The following is a 16331-nucleotide window of genomic DNA, read 5'->3' as shown; positions in this document are numbered from 1 at the left end:
GGTTACATTCCGAACCCGGAAGCTAAGCCTTACAGCGCCGATGGTACTGCAGGGGGGACCCTGTGGGAGAGTAGGACGCCGCCGAACTAATATTGGAGCTCCGGCTCTTGGGCACAAAGCCCGAGAGCCGGAGCTTTTTTGCGTTGTGGAGTGCCTCCGTCGGTGGCGCTCCACCCCCCTCCGCACCGCTGCTCGAAGGCTGCGGGTATGGTCAGGGGGCATCATCGGCTCATTTTTCCCACAGGAGGCCCCCGGGTGGAGGTCCAGGAGACCCGTGTCCAGACGGACCGGGTCCTCACCATCCCGAACATCCTCAGCATGGCACGCCTGGTCGGCGTACCCGTCTTCCTGTGGCTGATCCTCAGGCCGGAGTTCGGCGGCCCCAAGAGCGACGGCTGGGCGCTGCTCGTGCTCATGCTGAGCGGTATCAGCGACTATCTCGACGGCAAGCTCGCACGTCGCTGGAACCAGATCAGCAGTCTCGGCCGGCTGCTCGATCCCGCCGCCGACAGGCTGTACATTCTGTCCACCCTCGTCGGTCTCACCTGGCGCGAGATTCTCCCACTCTGGTTGACGGCCGCACTTCTGGCACGTGAGCTGGTTCTCCTGGTGATGGTGGGCATCCTCCGCCGGCACGGCTATCCGCCGCCGCAGGTGAACTTCCTCGGCAAGGCGGCCACGTTCAACCTGATGTACGCCTTCCCGTTGCTGTTGCTGAGTGATGGAAGCGGATGGATCGCGTCACTCGCCGCCGTTTTCGGATGGGCGTTCGCAGGATGGGGTACAACCCTGTACTGGTGGGCAGGAGTCCTCTACGTGGTACAGGTCCGCCGGCTTGTCAGGGCGGACGCCATGGCCGATTGAGCTCGGCCCGACTCGGTAGCGAAGACGCTCCGATGGCCCGCGCTCGAAATCTGCGGGACAATCTGGACGGGTGAAGTCGGCTAGACCGTCGTCTCTTCAAGGAGGACGCTTCCGACATGAAGGCCGTCGTGATGGCCGGAGGCGAGGGCACACGCCTTCGCCCCATGACCTCGAGTATGCCCAAGCCGCTCCTGCCTGTGGCGAATCGCCCGATCATGGAGCATGTGCTCAGGCTGCTGAAAAGGCATGGGCTCAGCGAGACCGTCGTTACCGTTCAGTTCCTGGCATCACTCGTCAAGAACTACTTCGGCGACGGCGAAGAGCTCGGCATGGAGCTCACTTATGCCAATGAGGAGAAGCCACTCGGTACTGCCGGGAGCGTCAAGAACGCCGAAGAGGCGCTGAAGGACGACGCTTTCCTCGTGATCTCCGGTGACGCGCTGACCGACTTCGATCTCACGGAGCTCATCAATTTCCACAAGGAAAAGGGCGCGCTCGTCACGGTCTGCCTGACGCGCGTACCGAATCCGCTGGAATTCGGCATCACCATCGTGGACGAAGAGGGCAAGGTCGAGCGCTTCCTGGAGAAGCCGACCTGGGGCCAGGTCTTCTCCGACACCGTGAACACGGGCATCTACGTCATGGAGCCCGAAGTCTTCGACTACGTCGAGGCCGATGTGCCGGTCGACTGGTCCGGTGACGTCTTCCCGCAGCTGATGAAGGAAGGCAAGCCCATCTACGGCTATATCGCCGAGGGCTACTGGGAGGACGTCGGCACCCACGAGAGCTACGTGAAGGCGCAGGCCGACGTCCTGGAAGGCAAGGTCGAGGTCGAACTCGACGGCTTCGAGATCTCCCCCGGAGTATGGGTCGCCGAGGGCGCGGAGGTGCACCCCGACGCCGTACTGCGGGGACCGCTCTACATCGGTGACTACGCCAAGGTCGAAGCGAACGCCGAAATCCGCGAACACACCGTGGTCGGCTCCAACGTCGTCGTCAAGAGCGGAGCCTTCCTCCACCGGGCCGTCGTGCACGACAACGTGTACATCGGTCAGCACAGCAACCTGCGCGGCTGCGTCGTCGGCAAGAACACCGACATCATGCGGGCCGCGCGGATCGAGGACGGCGCCGTCATCGGCGACGAGTGCCTCGTAGGCGAAGAATCGATCATCCAGGGCAACGTCCGCGTCTACCCGTTCAAGACCATCGAGGCCGGCGCCTTCGTCAACACCTCGGTGATCTGGGAGTCCCGGGGCCAGGCGCATCTCTTCGGCGCCCGAGGGGTCACCGGAATCCTGAACGTGGAGATCACTCCGGAACTCGCCGTGCGGCTCGCCGGCGCCTACGCGACGACCCTGAAGAAGGGCTCCACGGTCACGACGGCCCGTGACCACTCCCGCGGCGCGCGAGCACTGAAACGAGCGGTGATCTCCGCACTCCAGGCCAGCGCCATCGACGTACGCGACCTGGAGAACGTGCCGCTGCCGGTGGCCCGGCAGCAGACCGCCAGGGGCAGTGCCGGCGGCATCATGATCCGCACCACACCGGGGGTGCCGGACTCCGTCGACATCATGTTCTTCGACGGACAGGGCGCAGACCTGTCGCAGGGCGGACAACGCAAGCTGGACCGGGTCTTCGCACGACAGGAGTACCGGCGTGCGTTCCCCGGTGAGATCGGCGACCTGCACTTCCCGGCCAGCGTCTTCGACTCGTACACCGGATCACTGCTGAGGAACGTCGACACCACCGGGATCGCGGAATCCGGGTTGAAGGTCGTCGTGGACGCCTCGAACGGCAGCGCCGGGCTGGTGCTGCCCAGCCTCCTCGGCAAGCTCGGGGTCGACTCGCTGACCATCAACCCCGGTCTCGACGAGTCCAGGCCCACGGAGACGGCGGACACCCGGCGGGCCGGGCTGGTACGCCTCGGCGAGATCGTCGCGTCGGCCCGCGCCGCCTTCGGGGTGCGCTTCGACCCGGTGGGCGAGCGGCTCTCCCTCGTCGACGAGAAGGGGCGGATCGTCGAGGACGACCGCGCCCTGCTGGTCCTGCTCGACCTGGTCGCCGCGGAACGGCGCAGCGGGCGGGTGGCGCTCCCGGTGACGACCACGCGGATCGCCGAGCAGGTGGCCGCGTACCACGGCACGCAGGTGGAGTGGACGACCACGTCGCCCGACGACCTGACACGCGTCGGCGGCGAAGAGTCGACGATCTTCGGCGGCGACGGACGCGGCGGCTTCATCATCCCCGAGTTCAGCAGCGTGTTCGACGGCGCGGCCGCCTTCGTGCGGCTCATCGGGCTCGTGGCACGGACCCAGCTCACCCTCAGCCAGATCGACGCGCGGATTCCGCGGGCGCACGTCCTCAAGCGTGACCTGGCGACTCCCTGGGCCGTCAAGGGCCTCGTGATGCGCCGTGTCGTGGAGGAGGCCGGAGACCGGTTCGTGGACACCACCGACGGCGTGCGGGTCGTGGAGACCGACGGGCGCTGGGTGATGGTGCTCCCGGACCCCGCCGAGGCCGTCACCCATCTGTGGGCCGAGGGCCCGGACGACGCCTCCGCGGAGGCTCTGCTCGACGAGTGGGCGGCGGTCGTGGACAGCGCCGGCCGGTAGCACGCGTGCGTGCCGGACAAGTGCCCCCAAGGGTGCCTGTCCGGCACGTCGGTGGGGCCATTCGGAGGTAGCACCCGCGACGTGCGACGATGTGCGGCATGCCGCAGCAGCCCCCCGTTCGGAGCAGCGCTCCACGCCCCTCGCGCCCGGACGCCTCCATGTCGCTGCTCACCAACGTCATGGACCACAGCCTCGACGACGGATACGCCGAGGCGGCCGCCCGCAAGCAGGCCGAGGGCGCCGGCGGCATGCCGAAGACGGTCCGGGCGAAGCTGGGGCTCGCCGCCGGCCTCGTCCTCGCGGCCCTCGTGGTCACCGTGGGCGCGGCGAACGCGCGCATAGCCGCCCCGGTCGTCGCCAAGGAACGTCAGGAGCTCATCGACCGGGTCGAACGCGAGACCAAGACCGCGGACAAGCTGGAGAGCACCGTCGACTCCCTGCGGGCCGACGTGAACGCCCGGCAGCGTGAGGCGCTCAAGAAGAGCGGCGGTGACCAGGCCGACCTGGTGAGCATCCTGTCGGGCGCGACCGATGTGCACGGCCCCGGCGTGAAGCTCGTCGTGAACGACGCCAAGGAAGCCAGTACGGGGGGCGGCGGGAACCCGCGGGAGACCTCCGGGTTCTCCGACACCGGGCGCGTCCGCGACCGTGACATGCAGCGCATCGTCAACGGCCTGTGGGAGTCGGGCGCGGAGGCCATCGCCATCAACGGACAGCGTCTGACAGCCCTGTCGGCGATCCGTGCCGCGGGAGACGCGATACTGGTCGACAACAAGCCGCTGGTGCCGCCGTACACGGTGCTCGCGGTGGGGGACGGCAAGCGCCTCAGCACCAGGTTCCAGAACAGCGCCGACGGGTTGTATCTGCATGCGCTGCAGGAGAACTACGGCATCCGGACCGGCATTTCCGTCGAGGACGACATCCGGTTGTCCGCCGCACCGAGTGTGATCGTACGTACAGCAGAGCCGAGCACAGAGAAGGGCACATCGTGATCGCCGTACTGGGCCTCGTCGTGGGAGTCGTGGCTGGACTGTTGGTCCGGCCCGAGGTTCCGGCGGTCGTCGAGCCTTACCTCCCGATCGCCGTCGTGGCGGCGCTAGACGCCGTGTTCGGCGGTCTGCGGGCGATGCTCGACGGGATCTTCGACGACAAGGTCTTCGTGGTGTCGTTCCTGTCGAACGTGGTCGTGGCCGCGCTGATCGTCTTCCTGGGCGACAAGTTGGGTGTCGGCGCGCAGCTCTCCACGGGTGTCGTGGTCGTCCTCGGAATCCGCATCTTCTCCAACGCCGCGGCGATCCGTCGGCACGTGTTCCGGGCGTGAGGCCGATGAGCAACGAGGACGAGAACCCCCAGACCTCCGAGGACCCCCAGGCTCCGGGGAACCCGAGGCCCTCCGAGAGCGAGCGGCCCGTCGAGGGCCGGACACCGGCCGAGGAGCGCAGGTCCGCCGCCAACCCCCGGTCTGCCGAGGAGCGCAGGCCCGCCGCGGACACCTCCTCTGCCGCGGACCCCAGGTCTGCCGAGGGGCGGAGGCCTGCCCAGGACTCCGCTTCCTCCGAGAACCAGGCTTCCTCCGGGAACGAGGGGCGCGCGGAGGACCGGAGGCCGGCAGAGAGCCCCACGCCGCCTCAGGCTCCCCAGCAGCCCCGGACACCCCAGCAGCCCCGGACACCCCAATCGCCCCGGCCTCCTCAGCCGACGCATCCTGTTCGGCCTTCCCAGCACTTCCGGCTGCCCGAGGACGCCGAGCCGCCGCAGCCCGCGGAACCGACGCAGGGCGCTCGGCCGCCGTACTCCGCGCGACCGACGCAGGGCGCTCGGCCGCCGTACTCCGCGCGACCGACGCAGGGCGCCCAGCCGCAGCAGCCGGGAGGGCCGGGTCAGGGTCCGAGGCAGTCGCAGCCGGTCCGCCCCCCTCAGGGCGCTCAGCCCGGGCGCCCGGTGCAGCCGGGACAGGGTGGCCGGCCCGCGCACCCGGGTCGGCCGGCTCAGGGCATGCAGCAGCCGGGTCCCGCGCAGCAGCCGCGCCCTGAGCAGCGGCCGGGCCCGGCGCAGCAGTCCCGCCCAGCCCAGCAGTCGCGTCCGTCGCAGCAGTCGCAGTCGGCGCGGCCGCCGCAGTCCGTCCGGCCCTTCGAGGGCCCGCAGCCGTCCAGGAGCTCCGAGCCCCCGCGCAACGTCCAGCCGCCCGGTGCTCCGGAGAACCGGCTGCGCAAGGAACTTCCGCAAGAAGTACCCGCCGCGGCTCGTTCCGGAAATTCCGGTTCACATCAGGATGAAGAGGACGCAGGGCCTTCGATGACCGGACGTCAGCGTCTGGTCGACGGACTGTGGCCGCCGCGTGTCTCGCGTGCCCAACTCATCGTCGCCCTGCTGCTGTTCGGCCTTGGATTCGGTCTTGCCGTCCAGGTCGCCTCCAACAGCGACAGCGGCAGCGCCCTGCGCGGAGCACGTCAGGAAGATCTCGTACGCATCCTCGATGAACTCGACAACCGAACTCAGCGTCTTGAGGACGAGAAGCAGGGTCTCGAGGATCAGCGCACCGAGCTGAAGAACAGCTCGAACCAGGCCGAGGAGGCCCGCAAGCAGACGGTCGAGAAGGAGAAGCAACTCGGCATTCTGGCGGGCACCGTGGCGGCGCAGGGGCCCGGCATCACCGTGACGATCGACGACGCGAAAGGGACGGTCAAGGCGGACATGCTGCTCGACGCGGTCCAAGAGCTGCGCGCGGCCGGCGCGGAGGCGATCCAGGTGAACGGCGTACGTGTGGTCGCCAACACCTTCCTGAGCGATTCCGGCGGCGGAGTGAAGGTCGACGGGAACAAGATCGCCCAGCCCTATCGTTTCAAGGTCATCGGCAAGCCGCAGGACCTGGAGCCGGCGCTGAACATCCCCGGAGGTGTGGTGCAGACACTGGAGAAGGAGCAGGCCACCGTGACGGTGGACCGTGCGACCAAGATCGTGGTGGACGCCTTGCGACCGGCGAAGCGGCCTGACTACGCTCGGTCGTCCTCCCAGTGAGCCGGGGTCGCATGAGGGTCGTCCGGCGAGGGCATGAGGTTGCGGGGGGTCGGCGCACCGATTGGGTGGTGCGTGGTGGAAACTGTCTGGTGGATACGGACGTTGTGAGGATGTCCGGGTCGACCGGTGTGTTCAATCAGGGTTCGTCCTGCCCCACGGGCGGGTCTGTTTCGGTCAAGGGGAATCGCCCGTGAAGTTGTTTGCGAAGTTGTTCGGCAAGAGCGCGCGAGAGGGCAGCGGTGACAACGCCACCGCCCGGCACCGTGCACCGCGCCAGGGAGACGCGGAGGCCCACGGCGGCGACCGCCCGCTGTTCCGTGACCAGGTCGCTGGTCCGGGTGGTGACATTTCCGGTGGTCAGGGCGCGCCGTCTGTTGACCCTGCCCAGTCCGGCCGCATAGGTTTCGGGGATCCGTCAACCTCAAGTGCGGGTGGAGGGTTTGCCTCCGGCCCGTATGCGTCCCATGCCCCCGGTGGGCAGCCGCGGCAGGAGGATCCGTCCATGGCCCTGGTGTGTACGAGGTGCGGTAACCGCAACGCCGAGAACAGCCGGTTCTGTTCCAACTGCGGTGCGCCGCTGCGGGGCGGCGCCGAGCGTCCGTCCGAGACGACGTCCACGATCTCCATCTCCGGCATCGAGGCCTACGACGCCGAGGTGACGGGTCAGACGCCGTCGCCGATGCTCTCCCCGGAGGCGCAGGCGGCCGTCGACGCGCTGCCGCTCGGCTCGGCGCTCCTGGTGGTGCGCCGCGGTCCGAACTCGGGCAGCCGCTTCCTGCTGGACGGCGAGCTGACCACGGCGGGGCGTCATCCGCAGAGCGACATCTTCCTGGACGACGTGACGGTGTCGCGTCGTCACGTGGAGTTCCGTCGCGCGGCGGACGGCTCGTTCACGGTGGCCGACGTCGGCAGCCTGAACGGCACGTACGTCAACCGCGAGCGGATCGACCAGGTCGCTCTGGCGAACGGCGACGAGGTGCAGATCGGCAAGTACCGGCTGGTCTTCTACGCGAGCCAGCGGGCCATCTGACCCTCCCCCAGACTCCGTCAGGGGGGACCCCAGGGAAGGTCCATGCTTCAAACACCGAGCGGCGGTGCCGGCAGCGGTACCGCCGCCACGGAGAGTGGGCTGATGAGCATCGGCGTGGTGCTGAACGCACTGCGCGACGAGTTCCCCGAAGTCACCATCTCCAAGATCAGGTTCCTGGAGTCGGAGGGGCTCGTCGAGCCGCGGCGGACCCCCTCGGGGTACCGCAAGTTCAGTGCCCACGACGTCGAGCGCCTCGGTCATGTCCTGAGGATGCAGCGGGACCACTATCTGCCCCTCAAGGTGATCCGCGAGCACCTGGAGGCCCTGGAACGCGGTGAGCCCGTGCGTCTGCCGTCCGTGGGCCGTCAGCGCGACGCGGGGGACGGCGAACCCCTGGGCGACTTCCTGGGCGAGCCCGACGCGCCCACGGCGGCCCGTGTGGGCCGTGCCGAGCTGCTGGCCGCCGCGGAGATCGACGAGCGGGACCTGGCGGAGTGGGAGTCGTACGGACTGATCGCACCGCTGGCGGACGACGTGTACGACGCCGAGGCGGTGACCGTCGCGACGCTCGTCGTCGAGCTGGGCCGGTTCGGGATCGAGCCACGCCACCTGCGCGCGATGAAGGCCGCCGCGGAACGTGACGCAGGGCTCGTGGACCAGGTGGTGGCCCCGCTGCGGCGCCATCGCAACCCGCAGACGCGGGCGCACGCGGAGGCCCGTACCAAGGAGCTGGCGGGGCTCACGGTGAAGCTGCACGCGGCGCTCGTGCAGACCGCGCTGGGCGTACGCCTGCCCTGAACCGGGGCGCCGGCCGGGGCTCCGGATCGTCCACCCGTTCTGTGCCCGACTACCCAAACGTCCCGGGCACGGCCTAGGGTTGCTGTGTGAACGAGCTCGATGTCGTAGGTGTCCGGGTCGAAATGCCCTCCAACCAACCGATCGTGCTTCTGCGTGAAGTGGGAGGCGACCGGTACCTCCCCATCTGGATCGGACCGGGGGAGGCGACCGCGATCGCCTTCGCCCAGCAGGGCATGGCCCCCGCACGACCGCTGACCCACGACCTGTTCAAGGACGTGCTGGAGGCCGTGGGTCAGGAGCTCACCGAGGTACGCATCACGGACCTGCGTGAGGGCGTCTTCTACGCGGAGCTGGTCTTCGCCAGCGGGGTCGAGGTCAGCGCACGGCCGTCCGACGCCATAGCTCTGGCGCTGCGCACCGGAACGCCGATCTACGGCAGCGACGGCGTGCTCGACGACGCCGGCATCGCGATCCCGGACGAGCAGGAGGACGAGGTGGAGAAGTTCCGCGAGTTCCTCGACCAGATCTCGCCCGAGGACTTCGGCACCAACAGCCAGTGAGGCCCCGCCACCGCCCATCGGCGGTGCGCGCGCAGGCGCGCCGGTTCCGGCGGCAATTGCCCGCGGCGAGTGTGGTGCGCCGCGGCCCGGACCGCGAGCATTCGGCTAGCCTTTCCCCGCGGTGGGGCACGAGAAACCACTCTTAGGGTGATTATCACTCGGCGTGCCGAGTGTGGCGATCGTTGACGCACCCGTGGTGACTGCCTACCGTCGAGAAGGCAGGTCAAGGACGGAGGTCGGCGTGAGAAACAGCGGCGACGGTACGGCTGGGGGTGCCCCCGGACACGGTCTGGGGGAGAGCGGTCCGTACCCTCCCACCAGCGCTCGGCTCCGCTCGAGCAGGGGGTACCCCGACCACGGCAGCACGGACGAGCACGCTCCGATGCGGCCGGCGGCGGTGCCGGACGAGGGAGGGGCCGTTTCCCAGGAGATCGGCTACCGCGGTCCCACGGCATGTGCCGCCGCGGGCATCACCTACCGGCAACTGGACTACTGGGCGAGGACCGGGCTCGTCGAGCCGAGCGTGCGGCCCGCCTACGGATCCGGGACGCAGCGGCTCTACAGCTTCCGTGACGTCGTCGTCCTGAAGATCGTCAAGCGCTTCCTCGACACAGGTGTCTCGCTGCAGAACATCCGCACCACGGTCCAGCACCTCAGGGAGCGCGGCTTCCGGGACCTGGAGCGGATGACGCTGATGAGCGACGGCGCGACCGTCTACGAGTGCACCTCGCCCGACGAAGTCCACGCGCTGCTCCAGGGCGGCCAGGGGGTCTTCGGGATCGCCGTGGGAGTGGTGTGGCGGGACGTCGAGGGCGCCCTGTCGCAGCTGCACGGAGAGCGTGTGGACACCGGCGAGACGCTCGTCGGGCACAACCCCGCGGACGAGCTGGCACGGCGGCGCAACCGGGCTGTGTGACCTTCTGGGCGGTCGCCGCGAGGGGCGTGCTGCTTCGCGGGCCGTCCTGTGGGCGGCGGGCCGCGCAGGGGCATTGTCAGTGGCGTGGTGCAGCATCGGACATGTGAGAACCGCGCCCACGATCCTGCATCTCGACATGGATGCCTTCTTCGCCTCGGCGGAACAGGCGTCCAAGCCGAGCCTGCGCGGAAAAGCGGTCGTCGTGGGCGGGCTCGGACCGCGCGGTGTCGTCGCCACCGCGTCGTACGAGGCCCGGGTCTTCGGTGTCCACTCGGCGATGCCCATGGCCCAGGCCCGGCGCCTGGCACCCAACGCCGCGTATCTCGTGCCCCGCTTCAGCCTCTACAAGGAGGTCAGCGAGCAGGTGATGGCGCTGCTGCGGGCCCTGTCGCCCCTGGTGGAGCCGCTGAGCCTGGACGAGGCCTTCGTGGACCTGGAGGCGGGGGGCGCGGCCTGGGACGAGGGCTCGGCACGGCTCGCCGGGGTGAAGCTGCGCGCGGACATCCGTGCCGTCACGGGACTCACGGGATCGGTGGGCCTCGCCGCGTCCAAGATGCTCGCGAAGATCGCCTCGGAGCAGGCCAAGCCCGACGGACTGGTCCTGATAGAGCCCGGCACCGAGCGGGCGCTGCTGGGGCCGATGTCGGTGCGGACGCTGCCCGGCGTGGGTCCCGCGACCGGGGACCATCTGCGGCGTGCGGGGATCACCACGGTCGAGGAGATCGCCGAGGCCGGCGAGGACGAGCTCGTACGGCTGCTGGGGAAGGCGCACGGACACGCGCTGTACGCGATGGCGCTGGCGCACGACGAGCGGCCCGTGGTCGCCGAGCGGGAGACGAAGTCCGTCTCGGTCGAGGACACCTATGACGTGGACATCCACGACCGCACGCGGGTCGGTCTGGAGGTGCAGCGGCTCGCCGACCGGTGCGTGCAGCGGTTGCGCGGGGCGGGACTGTCGGGGCGGACCATCGTCCTGAAGGTGCGGAGGTACGACTTCTCGACGCTCACCCGGTCCGAGACGCTGCGGGGGCCCACGGACGATCCGGCGGTCGTGCGGGAGGCCGCCGCGCGGCTCCTGGAGGCCGTGGACACGACCGGTGGGGTGCGGCTGCTGGGGGTCGGAGTCTCAGGGCTCGCGGACTACACGCAGGAGGACCTGTTCGCGCAGGCGCAGGCCCATGCCGCGGCGGAGGAGCCCCCCGGCCAGGAGCACCCCGCCGACGAGGGCTCGCGCGACTCCGGGGCGTCATCGGAGGCGCCCGCCGAGCGCCGGTGGCCCGCCGGGCACGACGTGCGGCATGCCGAGCACGGGCACGGCTGGGTCCAGGGCAGCGGCCTGGGGCGGGTCACGGTGCGGTTCGAGACGCCCTACTCCGCGCCGGGGCGGGTCAAGACGTTCCGGACCGACGACCCCGAGCTGGAGCCGGCCGATCCGCTGCCCCTGGTCGTTCCGGTGGTTTCCCCGGACGCGTTGGAGCATCCGGGTCAGGGCTCGTCCGAGCCCGCGATCTTGCCGAAGTCACGGTCCGGCGGAGGCGGGGAGGGGGCCGCCACGTCGAGTCCGTAGTGGTGGTAGAGCTGGAGCTCCTGCTCGGGCGAGAGGTGCCGGCCCACGCCGAAGTCGGGAGCGTCCTTGATCAGAGCCCGGTCGAAGGGGATGCGCAGGGCCCCTTCCACGAGTTCACTGGGCTCAAGGGGCACGAAAGCGTCCCTGCTGAAGAGGCCTGTGCGTATGGCCGCCCACTCCGGTACGCCGGTCGCGTCGTCGAGGTACACCTCGTCGATCGTGCCGATCTTGGTGCCATTGCGGTCGAACGCCTTGCGGCCGATCAGGTTGCGCGGATCGATGTCGGTCTGCACGGGCCCTCCACTTGGTCGCAACTCATCCGTAAGCACTACAAAAGAGCAGATTCAGGCAGGCGGCCACTCGAAGGATCGTGTCTTGTCCTCGCTGGTAGGCTGACAGCGGCTGCTGACCCCGTGCGGGAGAGTCCTCCAGACTTCATCGGAGGCGCCGAAGGAGCAAATCCTCCCCGGAATCTCTCAGGCTCACGTACCGCACGGACGAGGTCACTCTGGAAAGCAGGGCGGTTGCCAATGGCTTCCGCTCTCACCGACGGTGAAAACCGGCACGTCGGACGGGCCGGTGAAGCTCTCAGGTTGAGATGACAGAGGGGGAGGCCGTCGGGGTACCCGTGCCGGGGTGCCCCTCGAAGGTCGCGTCAGACCAGGAGGCCTCCGCAATGACCGCCCACCGCATTCCGCTCTCCGAGCTCGAGCAGGGAATCCCCTTCGAGCAGCGCCACATCGGGCCCGACCTCGAAGCCAGGGCCAAGATGCTCGCCCACGTCGGATACGGGTCGCTCGACGATCTGACGGCCGCCGCGGTGCCGGACGTGATCAAGAATGCCGAGGCGCTGGAGCTTCCCGGCGCGCGTACCGAGGCGGAGGTCCTCGCCGAGCTGCGTTCCCTCGCGGACCGCAACGAGGTGCTCGGTTCGATGATCGGCCTCGGTTACTACGGCACCTTCACGCCGCCAGTGATCCTGCGCAATGTCATGGAGAACCCGGCCTGGTACACCGCGTACACGCCGTACCAGCCGGAGATCTCGCAGGGCCGCCTGGAGGCACTCCTCAACTTCCAGACCGTGGTCGCCGAGCTGACCGGGCTGCCGACCTCGGGCGCCTCGCTGCTCGACGAGGGCACCGCCGCCGCCGAGGCGATGGCGCTGTCCCGGCGCATGGGCAAGAACAAGAAGGGCCTCTTCCTGGTCGACGCGGACGCCCTGCCGCAGACCGTCGCCGTCATAGAGACCCGCGCGGAGCCGACCGGCGTCGAGGTCGTCGTCGCCGACCTCAGCGAGGGCATCCCGGCCGAGATCGCCGAGCGCGACATCAACGGCGTGCTGCTCCAGTACCCCGGCGCCTCCGGTGCCGTACGCGACATCAAGGCGGTCGTCGACCAGGCCCACGAGCTCGGCGCCGTGGTCACCGTGGCCGCCGACCTCCTCGCCCTGACCCTGCTCACCTCGCCGGGCGACCTCGGCGCCGACATCGCCGTCGGCACGACGCAGCGCTTCGGTGTGCCGATGGGCTTCGGCGGTCCGCACGCCGGCTACATGGCGGTCCAGGAGAAGTTCGCCCGCAGCCTGCCCGGTCGCCTGGTCGGAGTGTCCGTGGACGCCGACGGACACAAGGCGTACCGCCTCGCCCTGCAGACGCGTGAGCAGCACATCCGCCGGGAGAAGGCCACCAGCAACATCTGCACCGCTCAGGTGCTGCTCGCCGTGATGGCCGGCATGTACGCCGTCTACCACGGTCCGGACGGTCTGCGGACCATCGCGCGACGTACCCACCGGTACGCCACCGTGCTCGCCGCGGGTCTGACGGCGGGCGGGGTCGAGGTCGTGCACGGTGCGTACTTCGACACGCTGACCGTGCGGGTCCCGGGCCGGGCCGCGGAGATCGTCGCCGCCGCCCGCGAGCACGGCGTCAACCTCCACCAGGCGGACGCCGACCACGTGTCGATCTCCTGTGACGAGACCACCACGCGCCGCGAGCTCGGCGCCGTGTGGACCGCGTTCGGTGTCGAGGGCGACGTCGAGGCGCTGGACGCCACGGCCGAGGACACCCTGCCGGCCGCGTTGCTGCGCACCGACGACTACCTCACCCACCCGGTGTTCCACCAGCACCGCTCCGAGACCGCGATGCTGCGCTACCTGCGCAAGCTGTCCGACCGCGACTACGCGCTCGACCGCGGCATGATCCCGCTGGGCTCCTGCACGATGAAGCTCAACGCGACCACGGAGATGGAGCCGGTCACCTGGCCCGAGTTCGGCCAGCTGCACCCGTTCGTCCCGGCCGAGCAGGCACAGGGCTACCTCACTCTGATCACGGAGCTCGAGGAGCGGCTCGCCGAGGTCACCGGGTACGACAAGGTCTCGCTCCAGCCCAACGCAGGTTCGCAGGGCGAGCTGGCCGGTCTGCTGGCCGTGCGCGGCTATCACCGGGCCAACGGCGACGAGCAGCGCACCGTCTGCCTCATCCCGTCCTCCGCGCACGGCACCAACGCCGCGAGCGCCGTGATGGCCGGCATGAAGGTCGTGGTCGTCAAGACCGCGGACGACGGCGAGGTCGACGTCGAGGACCTGCGTGCCAAGATCGAGCAGTACCGCGACGAACTCGCCGTACTGATGATCACCTACCCCTCGACGCACGGAGTGTTCGAGGAGCACGTCGCCGACATCTGCGCGCAGGTCCACGAGGCCGGCGGTCAGGTCTACGTCGACGGTGCCAACCTCAACGCGCTGGTGGGTCTGGCCAAGCCGGGGCACTTCGGCGGTGATGTCTCGCACCTCAACCTGCACAAGACGTTCTGCATCCCGCACGGCGGCGGCGGCCCGGGCGTCGGCCCGGTCGGCGTGCGCGCGCACCTGGCGCCGTACCTGCCCAACCACCCCCTGCAGCCCGCGGCCGGTCCGGAGACCGGTGTGGGCCCGATCTCGGCCGCTCCGTGGGGCTCCGCGGGCATCCTGCCGATCTCCTGGGCCTACGTCCGGCTCATGGGCGGTGAGGGTCTCAAGCGCGCCACGCAGGTGGCCGTGCTGTCCGCGAACTACATCGCCAAGCGGCTGGAGCCGCACTACCCGGTGCTCTACACCGGTCCGGGCGGGCTCGTCGCGCACGAGTGCATCATCGACCTGCGCCCGCTGACCAAGGCGACCGGCGTGAGCGTCGACGACATCGCGAAGCGTCTGATCGACTACGGCTTCCACGCGCCGACGATGTCGTTCCCGGTGGCCGGGACGCTGATGATCGAGCCGACCGAGTCCGAGGACCTGGGCGAGCTCGACCGGTTCTGCGACGCGATGATCGCGATTCGCGCGGAGATCGACAAGGTCGGCTCGGGAGAGTGGGCGGTCGACGACAACCCGCTGCGGGGTGCCCCGCACACCGCCGCCGCGCTCGGGGGCGAGTGGAACCACGCGTACTCGCGCGAGGAGGCCGTCTTCCCGGCCGGTGTCTCGGCCGCGGACAAGTACTGGCCGCCGGTGCGCCGCATCGACCAGGCGTACGGCGACCGGAACCTCGTCTGCTCCTGCCCACCGCTCGACGCCTACGAGGACTGATCGACACGGCGGACGCGGGCGGCTACGAGGAGTAGTCACCCACGGACATGCGTCGGGGCCGGTTCGGAGAGTACGTCTCCGGGCCGGCCCCTCGTGTCTCCGGGCCGCGTGCCTGCGACCCGTGGTTGCCTCAGGCGGCCGTCATCACCTGTGCGCTGCCCAGCGGGCGGTGCGGGGCGATGATCTGACCGTCGGGCAGGAGCTCACCGGTGTCCTCGAAGAGCAGAACGCCGTTGCACAGCAGGCTCCATCCCTGCTCCGGGTGGTGCGCCACGAGGCGGGCGGACTCCCGGTCGGCTGACTCGGCTGACGGACACGGTGGCTGGTGCTGGCACATGGATGGGATCTTTCGCTGGGTCGAGATGTGAGTGATGGCTGTGGTGTCTGTCCCGCGGCTCGATGAGTTCATGGCCGCCCCCCGTTGGTGTGTGGTCTGGAAACCAGTGTTGCTCTACGGACGTCAATCCGCAGGGATTTCGCGGCACCGCTTCTTACAGGTTGATGACGCATCACCCGTGCGGACGGTTCATCCCAACTGCACTGTCTCTTCGGGTGGTTCGGGGTGGTCGAATAGGGCTAGTCCGGTCGGGGCGCGGGGCGTGTCCTGCCTCGTACGAGCGCCGTGGAGCACCGACGAGCGTGCTCGCGAGGCGGTTTGGGACGAGCGGTGCGCAGCGGCGTGCCCCGCGGCCGGCGGAGCGGCGGCGGGGCACGGGAGCCGGTGCCTGTCGTGCGAGGTTCACGAGGGTGTCCGCCCGTGCGGGCGGGGCGGTCGCGGTCCTACGCGGGTGTGATGAGCAGCGGTGCGGGAGTGAGCCGGTGGGTGAGCACCGGCAGCAGCTCGGCGACGCTGTGCGGGCGGTGTGCGGCGATGCCGGGCGGCGCGGGGGCCAGCGGGACGAGGAGGTCGGTGGCGGCGGGGAGCCCGGTGGCGGCGTCCGCGGTGCAGTCGCCGTGCAGCCAGAGCGTGAGCATGTACAGCTCGGGCACGGACAGCAGGCGTGCCTGGTACGGCTGCTGCATGGACTCGGCCTGACGCACGGCGCGTTCGGTCGCGGTGATGTACGGGCCCTCGAAGAAGCGGGAGAACGCCCAGCCGTCGGGTGTCAGCATGGTGTCGGCCGCGGCCACTGCGCGATCGCCGCTGCGGATCAGGAAGCGCCAGCCGGCGAGCCGGGTGGCCGGCGCACCCTCGGGAGTGGTCCGGTCCAGGACGTGGACGGGCAGCGGGAGTTCGGGTGTGACGGGTCCCTGGGCCAGACGCAGGGACGGGGTGCGGGCCTCGCGGACTGCGGTGGGGGAACCGAGTGCCGTGAGGACGGTGCGAAGGGCGGGCGCGGGAGCCGGGGGGACATGCAGCGGCATGGTGGGTCGCCTCTCATTCGACAGGCATGGCAGCACGAG

At 69.7% G+C, this 16331-nt stretch carries 14 protein-coding genes, 1 rRNA gene and 1 riboswitch; of the genes, 12 read left to right on the top strand and 3 right to left on the bottom strand.

The window, feature by feature from the left end; all coding sequences use genetic code 11:
• From rrf to ACZ4IF_RS24145, 11 genes are all read left to right on the top strand, one after another.
• Positions 1-87: ribosomal RNA gene (rrf, locus tag ACZ4IF_RS24195) — 5S ribosomal RNA — on the top strand; the annotation flags it as partial.
• A gap of 168 nt (positions 88-255) precedes the next feature.
• Positions 256-864 carry a CDP-alcohol phosphatidyltransferase family protein gene (locus tag ACZ4IF_RS24190; RefSeq protein WP_345658240.1) on the top strand — a complete coding sequence of 203 codons (609 nt, stop codon included), beginning with the start codon at positions 256-258 and terminating at the stop codon, positions 862-864.
• Positions 865-980: 116 nt separating this feature from the next.
• Positions 981-3476, top strand: coding sequence for a sugar phosphate nucleotidyltransferase (locus tag ACZ4IF_RS24185; RefSeq protein WP_467566008.1), 2496 nt, complete (start codon positions 981-983; stop codon positions 3474-3476).
• Positions 3477-3574: 98 nt separating this feature from the next.
• Entirely contained in the window at positions 3575-4468 is an 894-nt protein-coding gene (locus tag ACZ4IF_RS24180) for a DUF881 domain-containing protein (RefSeq protein WP_467566005.1), read from the top strand.
• Positions 4465-4797: a small basic family protein gene (locus ACZ4IF_RS24175; protein WP_003988855.1), complete on the top strand. Its 333-nt coding sequence runs from the start codon at positions 4465-4467 to the stop codon at positions 4795-4797. Before ACZ4IF_RS24180 ends, ACZ4IF_RS24175 begins: the two co-directional genes overlap by 4 nt.
• A 674-nt stretch (positions 4798-5471) precedes the next feature.
• A complete protein-coding gene (locus tag ACZ4IF_RS24170) occupies positions 5472-6494 on the top strand; it encodes a DUF881 domain-containing protein (RefSeq protein WP_467566003.1) in 1023 nt (340 codons plus the stop codon).
• Between the two features lie 61 nt (positions 6495-6555).
• Positions 6556-7524 (top strand): FHA domain-containing protein, encoded by a 969-nt coding sequence (locus ACZ4IF_RS24165; RefSeq protein ID WP_359502835.1) that lies wholly within the window; start codon positions 6556-6558, stop codon positions 7522-7524.
• Positions 7525-7566: 42 nt separating this feature from the next.
• Positions 7567-8322, top strand: a complete 756-nt coding sequence (gene ftsR / locus ACZ4IF_RS24160) for a transcriptional regulator FtsR (protein WP_467565999.1) — start codon at positions 7567-7569, stop codon at positions 8320-8322.
• 86 nt (positions 8323-8408) lie between these two features.
• The gene (locus ACZ4IF_RS24155; RefSeq protein WP_006123076.1) at positions 8409-8882 is read left to right on the top strand and encodes a bifunctional nuclease family protein; all 474 of its coding nucleotides are present in this window, start codon (positions 8409-8411) and stop codon (positions 8880-8882) included.
• A 241-nt stretch (positions 8883-9123) separates the two neighbouring features.
• Positions 9124-9798, top strand: coding sequence for a MerR family transcriptional regulator (locus ACZ4IF_RS24150; RefSeq protein WP_467565996.1), 675 nt, complete (start codon positions 9124-9126; stop codon positions 9796-9798).
• Between the two features lie 103 nt (positions 9799-9901).
• The gene (locus ACZ4IF_RS24145; RefSeq protein ID WP_467565993.1) at positions 9902-11365 is read left to right on the top strand and encodes a DNA polymerase IV; all 1464 of its coding nucleotides are present in this window, start codon (positions 9902-9904) and stop codon (positions 11363-11365) included.
• Here ACZ4IF_RS24145 and ACZ4IF_RS24140 read toward each other — a convergent pair.
• Positions 11284-11658, bottom strand: a complete 375-nt coding sequence (locus tag ACZ4IF_RS24140; protein WP_467565990.1) for a PRC-barrel domain-containing protein — start codon at positions 11656-11658, stop codon at positions 11284-11286. The two genes, ACZ4IF_RS24145 and ACZ4IF_RS24140, sit on opposite strands and share 82 nt — an antisense overlap.
• 113 nt (positions 11659-11771) lie before the next feature.
• Positions 11772-11867: riboswitch (glycine riboswitch) on the top strand.
• Positions 11868-12041: 174 nt separating this feature from the next.
• Here ACZ4IF_RS24140 and gcvP point away from each other — a divergent pair.
• Complete coding sequence (gcvP, locus tag ACZ4IF_RS24135; protein WP_467565987.1) at positions 12042-14927, top strand: aminomethyl-transferring glycine dehydrogenase; 2886 nt, start codon at positions 12042-12044, stop codon at positions 14925-14927.
• Positions 14928-15057: 130 nt separating this feature from the next.
• Here gcvP and ACZ4IF_RS24130 read toward each other — a convergent pair whose 3' ends face one another.
• Positions 15058-15264, bottom strand: a complete 207-nt coding sequence (locus ACZ4IF_RS24130; protein WP_095932904.1) for a DUF5999 family protein — start codon at positions 15262-15264, stop codon at positions 15058-15060.
• Positions 15265-15707: 443 nt separating this feature from the next.
• Entirely contained in the window at positions 15708-16292 is a 585-nt protein-coding gene (locus ACZ4IF_RS24125; RefSeq protein WP_095932903.1) for a hypothetical protein, read from the bottom strand.
• Positions 16293-16331: the final 39 nt, after the last annotated feature.

The organism is Streptomyces sp. NPDC025784 (assembly GCF_055558435.1).
This window is presented reverse-complemented; position numbering and strand designations above follow the sequence as displayed.

What these genes read in the sequence shown, in the direction of transcription:
- ACZ4IF_RS24185 (WP_467566008.1), top strand. Translation starts at nt 981, where the DNA reads ATGAAGGCCGTCGTGATGGCCGGAGGCGAGGGCACACGCCTTCGCCCC.
- ACZ4IF_RS24180 (WP_467566005.1), top strand. Translation starts at nt 3,575, where the DNA reads ATGCCGCAGCAGCCCCCCGTTCGGAGCAGCGCTCCACGCCCCTCGCGC.
- ACZ4IF_RS24170 (WP_467566003.1), top strand. Translation starts at nt 5,472, where the DNA reads ATGCAGCAGCCGGGTCCCGCGCAGCAGCCGCGCCCTGAGCAGCGGCCG.
- ftsR (WP_467565999.1), top strand. Translation starts at nt 7,567, where the DNA reads ATGCTTCAAACACCGAGCGGCGGTGCCGGCAGCGGTACCGCCGCCACG.
- gcvP (WP_467565987.1), top strand. Translation starts at nt 12,042, where the DNA reads ATGACCGCCCACCGCATTCCGCTCTCCGAGCTCGAGCAGGGAATCCCC.
- ACZ4IF_RS24130 (WP_095932904.1), bottom strand. Translation starts at nt 15,264, where the DNA reads ATGTGCCAGCACCAGCCACCGTGTCCGTCAGCCGAGTCAGCCGACCGG.
- ACZ4IF_RS24125 (WP_095932903.1), bottom strand. Translation starts at nt 16,292, where the DNA reads ATGCCGCTGCATGTCCCCCCGGCTCCCGCGCCCGCCCTTCGCACCGTC.